This window comes from Diplocloster agilis (assembly GCF_019042275.1).
Taxonomy (GTDB): Bacteria; Bacillota; Clostridia; order Lachnospirales; family Lachnospiraceae; genus Diplocloster; species Diplocloster agilis.
Genome location: NZ_JAHQCW010000011.1, coordinates 111,099 through 126,773, shown reverse-complemented (window position 1 = coordinate 126,773; position 15,675 = coordinate 111,099). Strand labels below are relative to the sequence as shown.

General features: G+C 48.7%; 10 protein-coding genes. 7 read left to right on the top strand and 3 right to left on the bottom strand.

Annotated features, from left to right (window positions below):
• Positions 1-959: 959 nt before the first annotated feature.
• The 3 genes from KTH89_RS08815 to KTH89_RS08805 form a co-directional block, all read right to left on the bottom strand.
• Positions 960-2,132 (bottom strand): ROK family protein, encoded by a 1,173-nt coding sequence (locus tag KTH89_RS08815; RefSeq protein ID WP_238721414.1) that lies wholly within the window; start codon positions 2,130-2,132, stop codon positions 960-962.
• A gap of 138 nt (positions 2,133-2,270) precedes the next feature.
• Positions 2,271-3,782 (bottom strand): response regulator, encoded by a 1,512-nt coding sequence (locus KTH89_RS08810; protein WP_158347058.1) that lies wholly within the window; start codon positions 3,780-3,782, stop codon positions 2,271-2,273.
• Entirely contained in the window at positions 3,760-5,559 is a 1,800-nt protein-coding gene (locus KTH89_RS08805) for a sensor histidine kinase (protein ID WP_238721413.1), read from the bottom strand. Before KTH89_RS08805 ends, KTH89_RS08810 begins: the two co-directional genes overlap by 23 nt.
• Before the next feature lie 288 nt (positions 5,560-5,847).
• Here KTH89_RS08805 and KTH89_RS08800 point away from each other — a divergent pair, with 288 nt between their 5' ends.
• From KTH89_RS08800 to KTH89_RS08770, 7 genes are all read left to right on the top strand, one after another.
• Positions 5,848-7,260 (top strand): ABC transporter substrate-binding protein, encoded by a 1,413-nt coding sequence (locus KTH89_RS08800; RefSeq protein ID WP_238721412.1) that lies wholly within the window; start codon positions 5,848-5,850, stop codon positions 7,258-7,260.
• Between the two features lie 782 nt (positions 7,261-8,042).
• Complete coding sequence (locus KTH89_RS08795) at positions 8,043-8,924, top strand: carbohydrate ABC transporter permease (protein WP_158347055.1); 882 nt, start codon at positions 8,043-8,045, stop codon at positions 8,922-8,924.
• The gene (locus tag KTH89_RS08790; protein WP_158347054.1) at positions 8,924-9,754 is read left to right on the top strand and encodes a carbohydrate ABC transporter permease; all 831 of its coding nucleotides are present in this window, start codon (positions 8,924-8,926) and stop codon (positions 9,752-9,754) included. Before KTH89_RS08795 ends, KTH89_RS08790 begins: the two co-directional genes overlap by 1 nt.
• A 58-nt stretch (positions 9,755-9,812) precedes the next feature.
• The gene (locus KTH89_RS08785; protein ID WP_238721411.1) at positions 9,813-11,399 is read left to right on the top strand and encodes an alpha-amylase family protein; all 1,587 of its coding nucleotides are present in this window, start codon (positions 9,813-9,815) and stop codon (positions 11,397-11,399) included.
• 51 nt (positions 11,400-11,450) lie between these two features.
• Complete coding sequence (locus tag KTH89_RS08780; protein WP_238721410.1) at positions 11,451-11,822, top strand: hypothetical protein; 372 nt, start codon at positions 11,451-11,453, stop codon at positions 11,820-11,822.
• A gap of 39 nt (positions 11,823-11,861) precedes the next feature.
• A complete protein-coding gene (locus tag KTH89_RS08775; RefSeq protein ID WP_238721409.1) occupies positions 11,862-13,055 on the top strand; it encodes a serine hydrolase domain-containing protein in 1,194 nt (397 codons plus the stop codon).
• Positions 13,056-13,072: 17 nt separating this feature from the next.
• Complete coding sequence (locus tag KTH89_RS08770) at positions 13,073-15,622, top strand: hypothetical protein (RefSeq protein WP_238721408.1); 2,550 nt, start codon at positions 13,073-13,075, stop codon at positions 15,620-15,622.
• The last annotated feature ends 53 nt before the right edge of the window (positions 15,623-15,675 follow it).

Here is a 15,675-nt window from a genome sequence, read left to right as displayed (position 1 = left end):
TAATACTCCCTCGCAATCAATTATTTTATAATTAATTGCTTCGCTGCACATTTTCACCACCTTGTCAAGTACTTTTTTTATCTTAAGTTGACAACATTGTATGCGCTCCTGGGGAGACACAAAAGGCCCCGGCGGCCGGCAGCCCCCAGATACCGTCCCCTCTCCAGCCTAAAGCAACGTGCATACCCCACCCCGTGGAAGACCCGAGTCCGGCATGGAGTTTCTTTTCCCTCCGGATTTAGAACTTTCGGTGGTTGTGAGGAAAGTTATTTTGATCGGATGATTTTATAATGGGGGGTGTGTTCTGGCAGGTCAGTAATGGAGTGGCTATTGACGGCAGAGAGAAACAGAGAAAAACAGAAGGGAACAGAGGAAAACAGATATCCAATGGTTGTACTGGTGGGAATGGCTTGCTAGGCATTTGCGCTTGCATAAGCGGGAGATGGGGGAGGGGAGTATTTTATAAAATTTGGATTACTTTTTTCGTTTTGAGTTATATATCTTAATGTTAAGAAATAGTAAGACACATATAAGATGAAAATGTATCTATTTATTTGTATTTAAATGTAAAATATATTTATAAAAGAGTAGGCTTATTTAAATGTGGAGTTCATATGTGTAATAGAGGTTATAAAGACGTAGAAGAGACGAAGATGATGGCAAAAGGTGCAGGATGCGATAATGTGTGGCGTATACATAGGACCCAGATATGAAGGGGCATAAGCAAGTTCTAATGAACACTTAAAGATTTAATATAAAAGGCAGATGTTTATTTTTAGCATCTGCCTTTGCTTAATTATTAGTGTGTTAAATTATCGGTTTGCTTTATAGTTAGTATGCTTAGTGGTTAGTATGCTTAGCAGTTAATTTACGTAGTATTCAGTTGCTTAATAACCAACATATGTAGCCTGGAATTCTGTGATTCGTTTGCTGTGGTATTTACTTTTGGAGGATTACATTTATATAGTAATCTTTCCGGTGAACAGCTGATCCAGGACGATGCAGACAGATCCGTATAGGGCGCTGTTATCCTCGAAACGGGTCTTGAAGATGCGGATCGTGCGGTTGTTTTTGAAGATGCTGATCTGATTGACCGTGTAGGCTATGGAGGCCAGGATCTCATCGGGGAGATAGAAGGCTGAATGGCCGAAAACCACGGTGCTGATATCTATGATGTTGATCAGGTTGTTCAGTGCATAGGCGAATTGCTCGGAGACATTCTCAAGGATGCTGTAGGCCTTGGGAGAGGTCTTGCAATATTCCATGGCTTCCCGGAAAACCGTAAATTCTGTTCCGCAGGCCTCGTTTATTTTGGATAGGATCACGGGCACACTGGCGTACAGTTCCAGACAGCCCCGGTTTCCGCAGTTGCACTTGGGGCCGTCGAAGTTGATCGTGGTATGGCCCAGCTCTCCGCAGGAGCCGGTGAGGTTGTTGACCAGCTGCCGGTTGGATACGATGGCGGAGGCGATTCCGTTTGTGAGCCCGATATATAGGAAATTCTCTTTTTCCCGGCCGATGCCGTAGTACATTTCGCACAGCGCGGCGGCTTGCATATCGTTTTTTACGTAAACGGGAATCGGAAGCCTGGGCTGTAAGTATCCCAGGATGTCCAGTTCTTTGATATCGAAGAAGTTCGTTACATTTTTAATAATGCCGTGAAGCGTGTCGACGACGCCGATGGTGGAGATCCCTATCCCCAGAACCAGCCTTTCGCTTAAGTGCAGCAGATGATCCGCCAGATGCCAGATCCTTTGCAAAATCGTATCCGGGGTTTCATCCGGCCGGAATTCTTCCCGCTTGGCCGCAATCAGGTTCAGGCTGAAATCACTCAGTATTCCAAATAAAAAATCTTTGGATACCCATATTCCGGCAACTAACGGAGAGTTTGGAGAGATGGTCAGATATTTGGGGTTACGTCCCACATTCTTCACATCATTTTCCATATCAGATTCTACGATAATATTCTGCTGCAGCAACTCCGATGTGATGTTGGTCAGGGTCATAGAGGTCAGTTTCGATGCCTTAGCCAGATTATTTCTGGTAGTCTTGCTGCTGGTCGATATCAGCTGCAAGATCAAAGCGCGGTTAAATTCCTTAACACCGATAAGATTTAATCCTGACTTTTTCATGAACAATTACTCCTGATTAATAAAATATTTTTATTATTTTATTCTAACTCATTTCGCAGACGATGTAAACCTTTAAAAGACAAAGATATTTACCTAAAAAGACAAAGTTATTTTTCGATAGCAAGGCAGATGTAATTCTCAGATCTCCCGCAAAAACTGTTTTGGGGACAGTCCGGTTTCTTTTTTAAAGACTTTACTGAAATACAGCGGATCGTCATAACCCACGAAGGCCGCCACATCTTTGATCATCAGCTTCGGATTCGAGGCGAATAGTTTTTTTGCCTTGGCGATCCGAAGCTTTACAATATCATCCAACAGATTGGTATTTTTGTTTTCACGGTAAAGCTTGCTTAGATAAGCCGGGGTGAAGCCAAAGTGATCGGAGATCTGTTTGATGCTGATCGGTTCGGTGTAGTGCTGATGGATATAACTGTCAATGCGAAGCAGAATTTCATTTTTGTCATGGCTGTTTCCCTGGGAATTGCTCATCTCGCAGAAAAAGTCGTAAAAAACGGAGATGATATTTACATAGAGCGCCTCGTAGGATTCGGAGAATATGACGGCGTCGTTGACCAGCTCCATGGAGGAGGCGCTGTTGGTTGTCAGCTGCTGGCTGTTCAGACAGTTGCTCATCAGGACATTTAAGTATTCGGTCACACCGAACTGTGTCATTTTCTGCTGCTGCAGGGCTTGCAGGAAATGCCGTAGCACAGTTTTAAACAGCGAAATGTTGCGCTGTGTAAATAGATCGGCCAGCTGATTTAAGTAGTTGCTGAGCAGTTCATCGTAGGGAAGCCGGTAATCCGGCTGCTTTTTCTGATAGAATAGCAGCTGGGATTTGCCGATGACGATTCCCCGGCTTAACTGGAAACGCAGGTTCTGGATCGACTTGCCTACGGAGCGGATGCTGGGGGCATCGGCGCTGACGATGACGGTCAGCGGGGTGGGATGCGTGAGAACCGGTTTAAAAATGCTGCGGATCTGCTCCTCACGGCTGAGGTTCTGACCGGGTTTTAGGGAAAACATCATGTTTTTTTCAAAGATGGACTTTCCGGGGATAATCCAATAATCCTGCACCATGTCCGTATTCTGTTCAAACAACGCGTTGAGATCAAAGGAGTCGCAGTAATTCTTTGGTACCGCGTCAAAAGCGGTGGGGAGAAACGGAAAATTACCCATGCATAGAATTGCCAGACAGTATTCCGGATTTCTCCCGTCTTCCTTAACCGGGGGGAGGGGCGGTGCGGGATTGGTGTTCTGCATGCCCTCCAGACATTTTTGTTCATAAGCCTTTTTCAGATGTTCCTGGATCTCATTTTCATCAATGGGTTTTAGCAGGTAGGCAAAAACCCGAAGCTGTATGGCGCGTTTGGCATAGGAAAAGTCACTGAATCCGGTAAGGATCATACAAAGGATATGAGGAAAGTGCTGATTGATATGTTCGATCAGCTCCAGGCCGTCTATGACCGGTATGTGGATGTCGGTGATGACCACGTCGATCTGATTCCCCTTTTTTGACAAGAGGTCGATGGCTTCCTGGCCGTTGTAAGCGCTGCCTACGATTTGATAATTTTGCTGAAAGGATTTGATGGTACCTGCCAGGCTTCTGAGGATCAAAGGCTCGTCCTCAACAAGTAAAATATTCATCATCTAATTTTCCTCCTATTTCGATTAGGGTGCCGCCTTCTGCGAGGGACCGGATATGGAAGGTCAGGCTGTCCGGATAGCGCATTTTCAGCCGGGCGATTGTGTTGATTAAGCCCATGCCGCCGATTTTCAGGGAGGCTATGGTGTTGGATGAATTATCCATGAATTCCGATAACTTTTTCTGAATTTTTTCCGCTTCTTCATCGTTAATCCCGACTCCGTTGTCCTGAACCGTAATGGACCAGTAATAATCGTTTTTAATCGTGCAGGCGATCTTTAAGTGCCAGGGAGGCACCACTTTTTTAAATCCGTGCTGGAAACTGTTCTCCAGAAGCGGCTGCAGGAAGAGCTTGGGAACCCGGAACGCATCGATGTCCAGCTTGGAATTTATGTACAGATCGTAGTCAAACAGCCCCTCGTAACGGATTTTCATCAGATTCAGATAGGTTTCCGCGTCGTTGATCTCTTCGCGCATGGGAACGCCTTCCTGGTCGTAGGCTGAGATATACCGGAGCATACGGGCCAGATAGTCGCAGATCTGCCCTATTTTTTCCGTATCCTGTTCCCTGCTCATGGCTTTGATGATGGTCAGGATATTGCAGATGAAATGCGGATTTACCTGGGATTGGAGTGCGATCATATTGGCCCTGGCTTCATAGGCTTTGGCCTTTACGTTCTCCTCCATGGAATTTTTCAGACGTTTCATCATTTCGTCAAAGGCCATGGTGAGACCGGCAAGTTCGTTGGAATACTGGCTGGTGTCCACATTCAGGTACGGAGAGTTTAAGGTGATCATGTTGACGGAAGCGGTCAGCTGGCGGAGGGGCTCCGTCGTGTTCTTCATGATTTTAAACAGGACTGCCAGACAGATTAAAAGGATGCAGACACTGATGAGGAGTACGGATACGCATAGCCGGAAGACGATCTGGAAGACCTGATTCTGGTGCTGGGCCAGTAACAGGAACCATCCGTTCTCCAAGCGAACGGCGCTGTAGACATGATTATCCGCTATGGTATAGGACGGCGTCAGATCCGGGGGGCTTCCCTTCCGGTCAAAGGGGAGGCCGGCCAGAGCAGGAATCTTATCCGACGTACCATAAATCGCCGTTCCGTCGGCCGCATACAGGTAACTGTCCACATTGGGGACGTCCAAAACCATAATCTGTTCGATAAACTTGGAGGGACACTGGATCTCCACGATTCCGGTAGGCAGATCAATGACAATGGAATCAAAGATTTCCCGGTACAAAGATATGAATTGGGTCGGTTTTGAATTCCAGGTGTCCGAAGACAAGGGGGTGATATTGGAATTGCTGTGTATAATCGGGAGCGATTGGTACCACTGCAGATAATCTTCGGAACTGAGTTTATCATTTACCATAGATTTGCTGTAGGGGATACCGGTGGATATAAAGTTCCGTTTGTCGTTAAACAGGTTTATACGGAACCGGGAGGAAGAGTTGGGAACCGTGATGGAGGTAATAATATTGTAAATAGACATGGAAAGTTCCTGGTTTGAGACCTCTCGCATCCGGGTATCGTGGAAGGCTCTGATAATGTCCGGGTTCGTGGACACATACAGAGAAATTTTGTCCATATCATCAAAAAGAAGCGTCAGTTCATTGCCTGTCTTGGCAGCCAGCTCATTTAGATTATTCCGGGATGTTTTGGATATCTCCCGGTATACGTAGTTGGAGAAAAAGATCAGGAAAATCAATACCATGGATATGATAATGATAGAACTTTTCAGGAATAACTTTTTTTGGAAACTACTCTTCATGATACAATAACCTCCGTAAGCACAAGGATTTTGCTGCTGTATATCAGCATTATTATAGAATATGGAGATGGAAAAAGATACTCGATACAAAATATTTCCATATTTTAGGCTGTGATTTTCCATTTCGATTTTTGAAAAGAGCCCCTATAATAAAGGACATGAAAGAAATGTAAATTTACACGATTTCAAGCGCGCTGTAAGAACACGCAGCGCAGGGGATATGCAGGCAACGGCAGCCCCGGATTTTCAGTAACCGGAAAGAGGGAAGAATTTAAAGGAGGATTTCGTATGAAAAGTAAAGTTTTAAAAAAAATCTTGGCAGTTTCTATGGCGCTGGCCATGACTGCAGGTATGACAGCATGCGGCGGAAAAGGGGAAGAACCCGCGCCCGCGGATACACCGGCGGCAAAACCGGCCGAGTCGGAAGCGCCGGCAGCGGACGCCGGCGGATCGGACAGTGAACAGGCAGGAGAGGAAGACTTCTCCATTCTGGAGGGAAAGACCATTTCCTTTATGACCAGCCAGGCGAAATTCTTTGACGCCTATAACACCATGGCGGAAGCGATCAAAGCGGATTATGGCTGTGAAGTAGAATTCCAGGTAATCCCGGATGAAGAATACGACTCTTTGATTAAAGTAAAATTATCCACTTCCGAAGTACCCGATGTGTACGAGGCGAACCTGCCAAGCTTAAACGAGGCGTACGGAGCTCCCCAGTACTGTGAGGATCTGAGCAATGAACCGTGGGTGGCAAGACTTGTGAATCCGGGCCTGATCAAAGATATCGTAGACGGGAAGATCTACGGCATGCCGAAAGAATCTTCTTCGGGATACCAGGCCGTATACTACAACAAAAAAGTACTGGCGGACTGTGGAATCACCGATCCCCAGCCTAAGACCTACCAGGAATTCCTGGACCTCTTAAAGACAGTTAAGGAAAAAGGAAACGGTGTGGTACCTTTCTATCAGACCAACGCGGACACCTGGACCACCCAGATCTTCATGACAGGAGGAATCGCCTGCGCATTAGGAGATAAAGCGGTCGAGACCACGGATAAATTACTGAAAAATGAAATCAAATGGACCGACATTCCCGAGACCTCCCAGGTACTTCAGAATTACGTAGATCTGTACAAAGACGGATATATGAACAACGATATGATGTCTGTAGGCTATGACACAGCGGCTGAAGCCATCTGCACCGGCAAGGCGGCCATGTATCTGACCATCGAGCAGTGGGCGGCGGACGCCATGAAAAAATATCCCGACTGTGAAATGGGATCCTTCGTAATCCCTCATGCAGACCATGCGCTGCTTCCCACCGGAAATTACGTACAGGGCCTGTTCGTACCGAAGGCCGGCAAGCAGGTAGACGCAGTCAAAGCCTTCCTTCAGGTATGGTCCATGCCCAAATACCAGAATCTGTACTATGAAGAAAATCCCGGCTTCCCCGCCTACAGCGACGTGGACGGCGGCGATGTGGTACCCGTTGTACAAAGCCTTGTAGACCAGTACATCACCACAGGAAACTATGTATTTGAAATGAACAGCCTGATGGCTGCATCCAGCGGAATCAACGTAGATGTCTGGAACTATTACATCGAAGCGCTTCAGGGCGACAAGACACCGGATGAAGTATTTAAAGCAGTCCAGACCGACTATGTAGACTACATGGAACAACAGGGAGCGGAAGGCTTCTAATATCAGCCCCCCTATCTGAATAAAGACCGGAGCGGTCTGTCACAAGGGCTGGCGGCGCGGCGCCAAAAGCAGCAGAATAAAAACCGCATCAGCCAGCCCATACCCGCTCCTTTCATACAAATTTTAGATAAAAAAACGAAACAAATGATCTGATCCCATTACAACAATTCAGACAAAAGAAAGCATTACCGTTCCATTAAAAACAAGAAACACATATCATATATAAGAAATATTGTCCCATAATCCAATCATAAGTAAGTGTCAAATGAATCTGAACATGCCATTACAATGATGAAAATATAAAATATAACGATGAGAACACGGTTCTGAACATACCGCATCTACTGCATCTTCTGAATAAAACCCATAGAATCCACAGAACATGCAAACCATGCAAACCATAAAAGAACCATACAAATAATATCGTCAACAACGCAGAAGCCATACAAAACATTTAGAACATGGCGCTTCGCTTTCACCAGGAGAGGGAGCGTGGAGCGGGAAGTACGGGACAGGGCAAAAGAAACGGGGGCAAATCGCTTGAGGCCGGGCCCTAGAACGGGTTACGGAGATGGTGTGAGAACCTTGCAGAGCCCGGGGCGTGTCTGAGCCGAATGGCGAGTTTGCCCCGGGCTCTGCGAATAAGAGGTTCTCACGCCGTCGGAGTTACCCGTTCTTGGGTCCGGCCGAAGCGATTTGCCGCCGTTTCTTTTGCCCTGTCCCGTACTTCCCGCTCCACGCTCCCGGCCCCAGCTAGTGGGCCACAGTAAGGAGGAATCTGAATGGAGAAAAGAAAGAATAAGTTTTATCCTAATTATTTTACATTTCCGGCTATTCTTATATTTACTATATTTTTTGCGCTGCCGATTATTGCCGGGTTTGTCTTAAGCTTTACGGACTGGAATATGAAACGTCTGTATGAACCCCATTTTAATGGGCTGAAGAATTTTACATATCTGTTTCAGGATGAGTATTTCCTGCTGGCTTTAAAGAACACGTTTATCTTTGCGATCCTTACCACGGTACTGATTGTGGTGCTGGGGTTACTGTTAGCGTTGGTTTTGAATAACGCGGTAAAGGGAAAGAGCTTTTTTAGAACGCTGTTTTATCTGCCGGCTGTGCTGAGTTTTATTGTTATTGGTATTATGTTTACGTCTGTATTTAAAATGAATAACGGAGTGTTCAACCAGTTTCTGACTATGCTGGGGATGGAAGGGCTGGTAAATGACTGGCTGGGAAATAAGACCACGGCCATGGGCTGCATTATCTTTGTACAGGTCTGGAAATGGAGTGGTTTTGCCATGGCGATCTTCCTGGCGGGTCTGCAGGGAATCTCCAAAGATTATTACGAAGCGGCTCTGATCGACGGAGCGAACAAATGGCAGCAGTTCAAATCGATCACATTTCCGCTGCTGGCGCCGGCATTCACCGTAGTCGTTACGATGAACACGATCGGCGGTTTCAAAGTGTTTGAGCAGGTGTACGTTATGACAGGCGGCGGCCCGGGTAATGCCACACAGGTTTTAAGCACCTACATTTATAAAGCCTTCTCAAAAGGGACGCTGGGAAGATCGACGGCTATGGGCCTGGTGCTGTTCCTGATGATCGCGGTGATCTCGGAGATTATCAACCGTATGCTGCGTAAGAGGGAGGTAGATCTGTAATGAATGCAAAGACCAAAAAAATAATGAGCTCCGGTATCCTGACGTTACTTATGGCGGTGATCAGCCTTGTAATTATCATTCCTCTGCTGGTGATGATACTGGGATCTTTTAAGAACCCCACGGAAGCGCAGCTATTTAATCTGCACCTGCCTACGGAATGGCATTTTGAGAACTACAGCTATGTGATACAAAAGGGCGGGATCGGCCTCGCATTTATCAACAGTTTGATTATTACCGTGGTCGTGACGGTATTTGTCCTGATCAGTGGAAGCCTCTGCGCCTTTGTGGTTTCCAGGAAAAACACCAGATATACGAATTTTGTGTACAATCTGTTTTTACTGGGGATGATCTGCCCTATCCAGATCGTTACCACCTTCGGCGTGTTAAAAAGCCTGAATCTGGTGGGTACGTTCCTGGGCGTTATGGCGGTGGAATCTGCTTTGCAGCTGCCCTGGACGATATTTACCCTGTCGGGCTTTATCAAGAATGTGCCAAGGGATCTGGACGAGGCCGCCTTCATCGACGGGGCTTCTCCGGCCAGGATGTTTTTCACGATCATTATGCCGCTGATGAAACCGATCCTGGCTACCGCGCTGGTTACGACGGCCATGTATGCGTGGAATGAGTTCATGATTCCCATGTATTTCTTTAATTCCTCATCGAAATGGACCATGCCCCTGACCGTCTATAATTTCTTCGGACAGTACGCCAGCAACTGGAATTATGTGTTTGCGGATCTGGTACTGACTGCTCTGCCGATCGCGATTCTGTATCTGTGCTGTCAGAAATACGTAATCTCAGGACAGACGGCGGGCGCGGTGAAAGGTTAAGTACAGAAGAGCAATTGGCACGGTAAATGCGCGGCTGCATGCGCCGCAGGAGGGAAAAATGGATATGCGGTTTCGTCAGGTACATTTGGATTTCCATACTTCGGAACAGTTAGAACATATAGGGGAGAGATTTGATAAAAAGCAGTTCCAGCAGGCACTAAAAACAGGGCATGTGGATTCCGTCACGGTATTTTCCAAATGCCAGCACGGTTGGTCCTACCACCCGACAAAGGTGAATCAGATGCATCCGCATCTGCAGTTTGACCTGTTGGGGGAGGAATTAAAGGCGTGCAGGGAAATCGGTGTAAATGCCCCGGTATATCTATGTGCCGGCCTGGATGAGAAGGAAGCGGTCCGGCATCCTGAATGGCTGGTCAGAAACCGGGATGAGAGCTGCAGCTGGACGGGGAATTTCACAGGGGACGCCGGCGTGCATCTGCTCTGTTTTAATACGGGATATCTGGAACTTCTGCTGGACCAGATCGGTGAGGTTATGCAGAACTACAGCCCGGATGCGCTGTTTCTGGATATTGCCTCCGTTCACCCCTGTTATTGTGCCGCCTGCAGAAATGATATGATAAATAAAGGAAAAGATCCACGGGATGGGCAGGCGGCGATGGAGCAGGCGGAGGAAGTATTCCAAAAGTATGCCCAAAGGGTCCGGGAGACTGTGCGCCGGTACAGCAGTACCTGTGAGATCTTTCACAACGCCGGGCATCTGATCCGAGGCCGGAGGGATCTGGCGGCTTATAACACCCACCTGGAACTGGAAAGCCTGCCGACCGGCGGCTGGGGATATGATCACTTTCCGATGTCAGCATCCTATGTGGCGAATCTGGGCATGGACTATCTGGGCATGACCGGGAAGTTTCATACCACATGGGGAGAATTCGGCGGTTTCAAGCACCCGAATGCACTGCGGTATGAGACCGCTCTATGCCTGGCCCTGGGGGCAAAATGTTCCGTGGGAGACCAGCTTCATCCTTCCGGGGAGATGGATATGGCTACCTATGAACTGCTCGGTAAAGCTTACGGGGAGGTAGAAGAGAAGGAACCATGGTGCCGGGACGCGCGGAATTGTTATGATATAGGGATTCTGGGGGATGAGGCGGTGAACTGCCGGGTTTCCGACAAAAGTGTCCGGTCGTTTGCAGATATCGGAGCCAACCGGATCATGCTGGAAGGGCATTACCTGTACCGTTTTATTGACCTTGAGGAGGAGTTTCATTCGTATAAATTGCTGATTCTGCCGGATACCATAAGGCTGGATGATAAGCTGGCCAAACGCCTTGCGGATTATCTGAACGGCGGCGGAAAGCTGCTGATGAGCGGGCAGAGCGGTCTTGAGAAGGAGCGGGAGTGTTTTGCTCTCGATTTTGATACCGTATACAGGGGAGAGAACCCTTATAAGCCGGATTATATGATCCCTGGTTTTGCATTGAGCACCGGAGGCAGCGCCCATGTGATGTATGAACGGGGATATCTTATCGAGCCCGGCCCTTCGGCAAAGGTATTTGCCGGACGGCAGAATCCATATTTTAACAGAGATCTGCTTCACTACAGTTCCCATCAGCATACCCCTAACGACGACCGGGTCACCCTGCCGGCTGCGGTGCTGGACGGGAATATTGCCTATATCGGCTAGGATATTTTTACGGACTATGGAAAATTAGGATCGCTGCACCACAAGGAGACGGTGCGGTACGCGGTCGATCAGTTGCTGGGCCGGGAGAAGACACTTGTAACGGATCTGGCGGACCGGGGTATCACCACACTGACAAAGCAGCCGGGAGAAAGCCGCTATATCCAGCATCTGCTGTTCGCTCACACCACGAACCGCGGGACCTTTACCTGGGAAGGCCGGGAGAATCCCATGGAAGTGATCGAAGATATCGTTCCGCTGTATGGGGTAAATGTGTCCCTGAACCTGCCGGAAAGGGTAAAAAGCCTCTATCTGGCTCCACAGAAGACAAGACTTCATTTCCAAAGAGAAGGTGAACGGATCACCTATCAGGTGCCAAAGGTGGACTGCCATCAGATGGTTGTTATTGACGTGGAACCCATGTAGGATAAAATCATTACCTAAATTGCCTAAGGAGTAAAAAAAATGACCGGCCGTAATTTTTTAGTCACTGCGGAAGCAGGAATACACAGAATTGTCCAGGAAGAAATGAAACAGCAGCAGTTCGCCGGTGCATCCATCCGGATCCTGCACAAAGGCGTACCGATTTTTTGCGGAAACTATGGGTATGCGGACCGGGAAGCCGGCAGTGTAGTCCGGGATGATACGATATTCAGGCTCTATTCGCTGAGTAAGCCTATCGCTGCGGCAGCCGCTTACATACAAATAGAGCGCGGACTTCTGGATCTGGAAGATCCGGTTGCCAGATATCTTCCGGCATTTGCAAAGATGCAGGTTTATACGGTAAAAGGCCTGGTCCCTGCTAAAAGGCCTATCCTGGTCAGGGAATTATTGAGCATGACATCCGGGTTAGTCTATCCGGATCCCGACCCGGCGGGCGAGTATATGCGGGAGGTATTCACCAGAGCGGGAATCAGGAGCCAAAATGGGAATTCCATGACTACGGCGGAGGTGATTGACGCGATGGCTGAAAAACCTCTTGCCTTCCAACCGGGAGAACAGTGGAGGTATGGAACCGGTACGGATGTGATGGGCAGGATCATCGAGGTGACAGCAGGGATGAGACTGGGAGAATTCTACCGGAATGAGATATTTGAACCTCTGGGAATGAAGGATACCGGTTTCTATGTCCCGAAGGAAAAAACGGACCGGCTGGCACAGCTGTACTCCGTGGAAGAGAACGAAGACCATAGCCAGAGGCTGGTGATTGAGAGAGAGCGGACCTTGGGGCTGACAGACTGCCTCTCGCCACCGGCTTATGAATCCGCCGGAGCGGGCCTGTTATCCACGATTCGCGATTATGCCAAATTTGCCGTAATGCTGTCGGGAAATAAAGAGAGAAAAGGAACGGAAATCTTGGGGCGGAAAACGCTGGAGCTTATGTTAAGGCCGCAGCTGACAAAGGAGCAGGAAAAAACCATCTATTTTGAACATCTGAAGGGATACAGTTACGGGAACTTTATGAGATTTTACAAGGAGGCCAACGAGGCGGCCAGCAGCGGTTCGCCCGGCGAGTTCGGCTGGGACGGCTGGACCGGCCCCTATATGGCGGTAAACCGGGAAGAGGATTTCGTCCTGCTCTTTATGACACAGCGCTGCGGCTACTGCAATCCCGCATTTATCCGGAAGCTTCGGAATATTGCCTATGCCTTACTTTAATGACAGGGAGGAAAAATATGCTGACAGATACATTACCTAAAATCAGGGAAGACATAGAACTTGAACTTCCCCATTTCCCCACGAGGATGCAGGCTGTCATATTCAGACTCTGGGAGATGGTGCCGGCCGCAAGGCTTGCAGAAGTTCTGGAGACCGATGAGGCCCACATCCGGCAGCTGGCGCAGGATATGGCGCTACCGCCCCAGAAAAACACCGGGGAGTGGATGGAAAAGGGGTATATTACCATCATCCGCAGCGCCTGGTATCTGCTGCCCTATGAACAGCTGTTAAAGCTCTTGGACTGGGATGCCGAACAGCTGGCCTATATTCTGAAGGAGGACGATTTCCTGGATATTAAGCTGGGCAGTCTGAAACCGGCCTGTGAGCCGGTGCGATACCGGGAATTAAATGAGGAAGAGCGCCGGGAGACGAAACGGCTGAGGGAAGTGATGGAGCGGTATATCCGGAATTTAGACGGGGAAGACCGTACCCTGCCCTTTGCGTTCTTTGAGAAAAAGATACCGCCGGAAGAGTCCAATTGCGTTCCCAAAGAAGGCGGTACGAAGGAAACGGAGTCTGATCCCGGTACCGTCTGTCCCAATGACAAATGGGTGTTGGATGCGGACCCCAAGTGTCTTAAGTCGGAAGCGGTCAAACAGTTTTTTGATGACTTTCACATAGATTATGGATTCACATTTACCGCGCAGGACGAGAAAAACCCTGTCCCTGAAGGGCGGCTCACACTGCGCATTCATCCGGAATGGCAAAAAGAGCGGGAATATCATGAACTTACCATCGAAAAGCACCGGATTCTGATCGAGGCGAAAGAGCCGGACGGAATCTTCAGGGGGCTGCTTTATATGGAAGCGCTGTCCCGCAGCCCGGGACGTTTGGCATTACCCATAGCATCTTATAGAAGAACCCCCTCCTTTACTACCCGATTTATCTATTCTTACTGTGGGATCTATGGGAATGCCTTTGATGTGCCGGTCTTAATCTCCTATCCGGAACAGCTGATGAAATCCTATGCGAGACTGGGAATCAACGGCGTATGGCTTCCCGCCGTCCTGTATAAGATGACGCCGTTTCCTTTTGAACCCGCCCTGTCGGATGGATGGCAGGAGCGGATGGAACGACTGAATGAGCTGATTGCCCTTGGACGGCGTTACGGCATCCGCATATACCTGTACTTAAACGAACCCCGCTCCATGCCGTTGTCCTTCTTTGAAAAATATCCGGAACTAAAGGGCCATACCTTTGGAGAAAACGCATCCCTTTGCACACAGTCGGAGGGCGTGCAGCGGTATATCGCGGATGCCGTAAAAACGCTCTGTGAAATGGCTCCCGGGCTGGGCGGATTCTTTACCATTACCCGTTCGGAAAATCATACAAACTGCTATTCCCACGTGGATACAAAGGATGAGCAGGAATGTCCCCGCTGCCGGAACAAAGAACCCTGGGAAGTGGTCGCCGAACTAAATTCCCTCATAGCCAGGACGGCCCGGTCTGTGGACCCGTCCATACAGGTCTTTGCGTGGACCTGGTCCTGGTCACCCATGGGGAACGACGGCGTCCGCCGGTGTATCGAAGCGTCCGACCCGGGAATCACCCTGATGTGCACCAATGAGGAACATCTGGACTATACGGTAGGGCCTGTGAAGGAACATCTGCGGGACTATACCTTAAGCAGAATCGGCCCCAGTGTCCAAAGCCGTACGTTCTGGGATTATGCCAAAGCTAACGGCCATGCGACGGCGGCCAAAGTCCAGCTGAACAATACCTGGGAGGCTTCCACGGCGCCCTATATCCCGGTCTATGAAAATATATTAAAAATCATGCGGAACCTGAAAGAATTAGGTGTGGAAAACCTGATGGTGAGCTGGACCCTGGGTGGATATCCTTCCGAAAACTTAAAATTTGCCTCCAGCTTTTTCTTTGAGGAAGAAAACAAATCCTTTTCCTACGAGGAAGCCCTAAATTTCCTGTATCAGGAAAAGGCGCCGGCGGTAAGCCGGGCGGTTCACAAATTCTGCGAGGCATTTTCCAACTACCCGTTCTATGTGGAGAGCGTATACAACGGTCCTCACAACGCGGGCCCCTCCAACCTCCTGTACGGCCGCCCGACGGGACTAAAAGCGACCATGACCTGCTACGCGTTCGACGATCTGGACAGCTGGAGAACCATTTTTGAGGAAGAACTCTACGAGGATTGTTTCCGGCAGGTCGCCGAAGGATGGCAGGAAGGCATGACGGAACTGGCGGCGCTTGAAGAGTGCGAATTCAAGGATATAGCACGCATGTGCGGTATTTTATTTACCTCCTCCTATAATCAGATCCGGTTCATCCGAATCCGGGACGGCCATATAAAATTATCCCCGCAGGACCGGCGTCTGGCGCTCACCGAGCTGGCGAAACAGGAGCTTAAGCTGGCCGTAACCACCTACCGCCTGATGCTACGAAATCCCAGTATCGGCTACGAGGCGGCGAACCATTACTACTTCAACCGTTCCATGCTGATGGAAAAAGTCATAAACTGCGCGGACCTGATCCGAAAATATGAAAATTAATCCGAAGAATACATTTCGGTAGAAAACAATATTTTAAACAGCGCCCAACGCAC

Excerpts from the sequence above, each read along its gene's own strand:
- KTH89_RS08815 (WP_238721414.1), bottom strand. The coding sequence starts at position 2,132 with ATGAAAAAGTCAGGATTAAATCTTATCGGTGTTAAGGAATTTAACCGC.
- KTH89_RS08810 (WP_158347058.1), bottom strand. The coding sequence starts at position 3,782 with ATGATGAATATTTTACTTGTTGAGGACGAGCCTTTGATCCTCAGAAGC.
- KTH89_RS08805 (WP_238721413.1), bottom strand. The coding sequence starts at position 5,559 with ATGAAGAGTAGTTTCCAAAAAAAGTTATTCCTGAAAAGTTCTATCATT.
- KTH89_RS08800 (WP_238721412.1), top strand. The coding sequence starts at position 5,848 with ATGAAAAGTAAAGTTTTAAAAAAAATCTTGGCAGTTTCTATGGCGCTG.
- KTH89_RS08795 (WP_158347055.1), top strand. The coding sequence starts at position 8,043 with ATGGAGAAAAGAAAGAATAAGTTTTATCCTAATTATTTTACATTTCCG.
- KTH89_RS08790 (WP_158347054.1), top strand. The coding sequence starts at position 8,924 with ATGAATGCAAAGACCAAAAAAATAATGAGCTCCGGTATCCTGACGTTA.
- KTH89_RS08785 (WP_238721411.1), top strand. The coding sequence starts at position 9,813 with ATGGATATGCGGTTTCGTCAGGTACATTTGGATTTCCATACTTCGGAA.
- KTH89_RS08775 (WP_238721409.1), top strand. The coding sequence starts at position 11,862 with ATGACCGGCCGTAATTTTTTAGTCACTGCGGAAGCAGGAATACACAGA.
- KTH89_RS08770 (WP_238721408.1), top strand. The coding sequence starts at position 13,073 with ATGCTGACAGATACATTACCTAAAATCAGGGAAGACATAGAACTTGAA.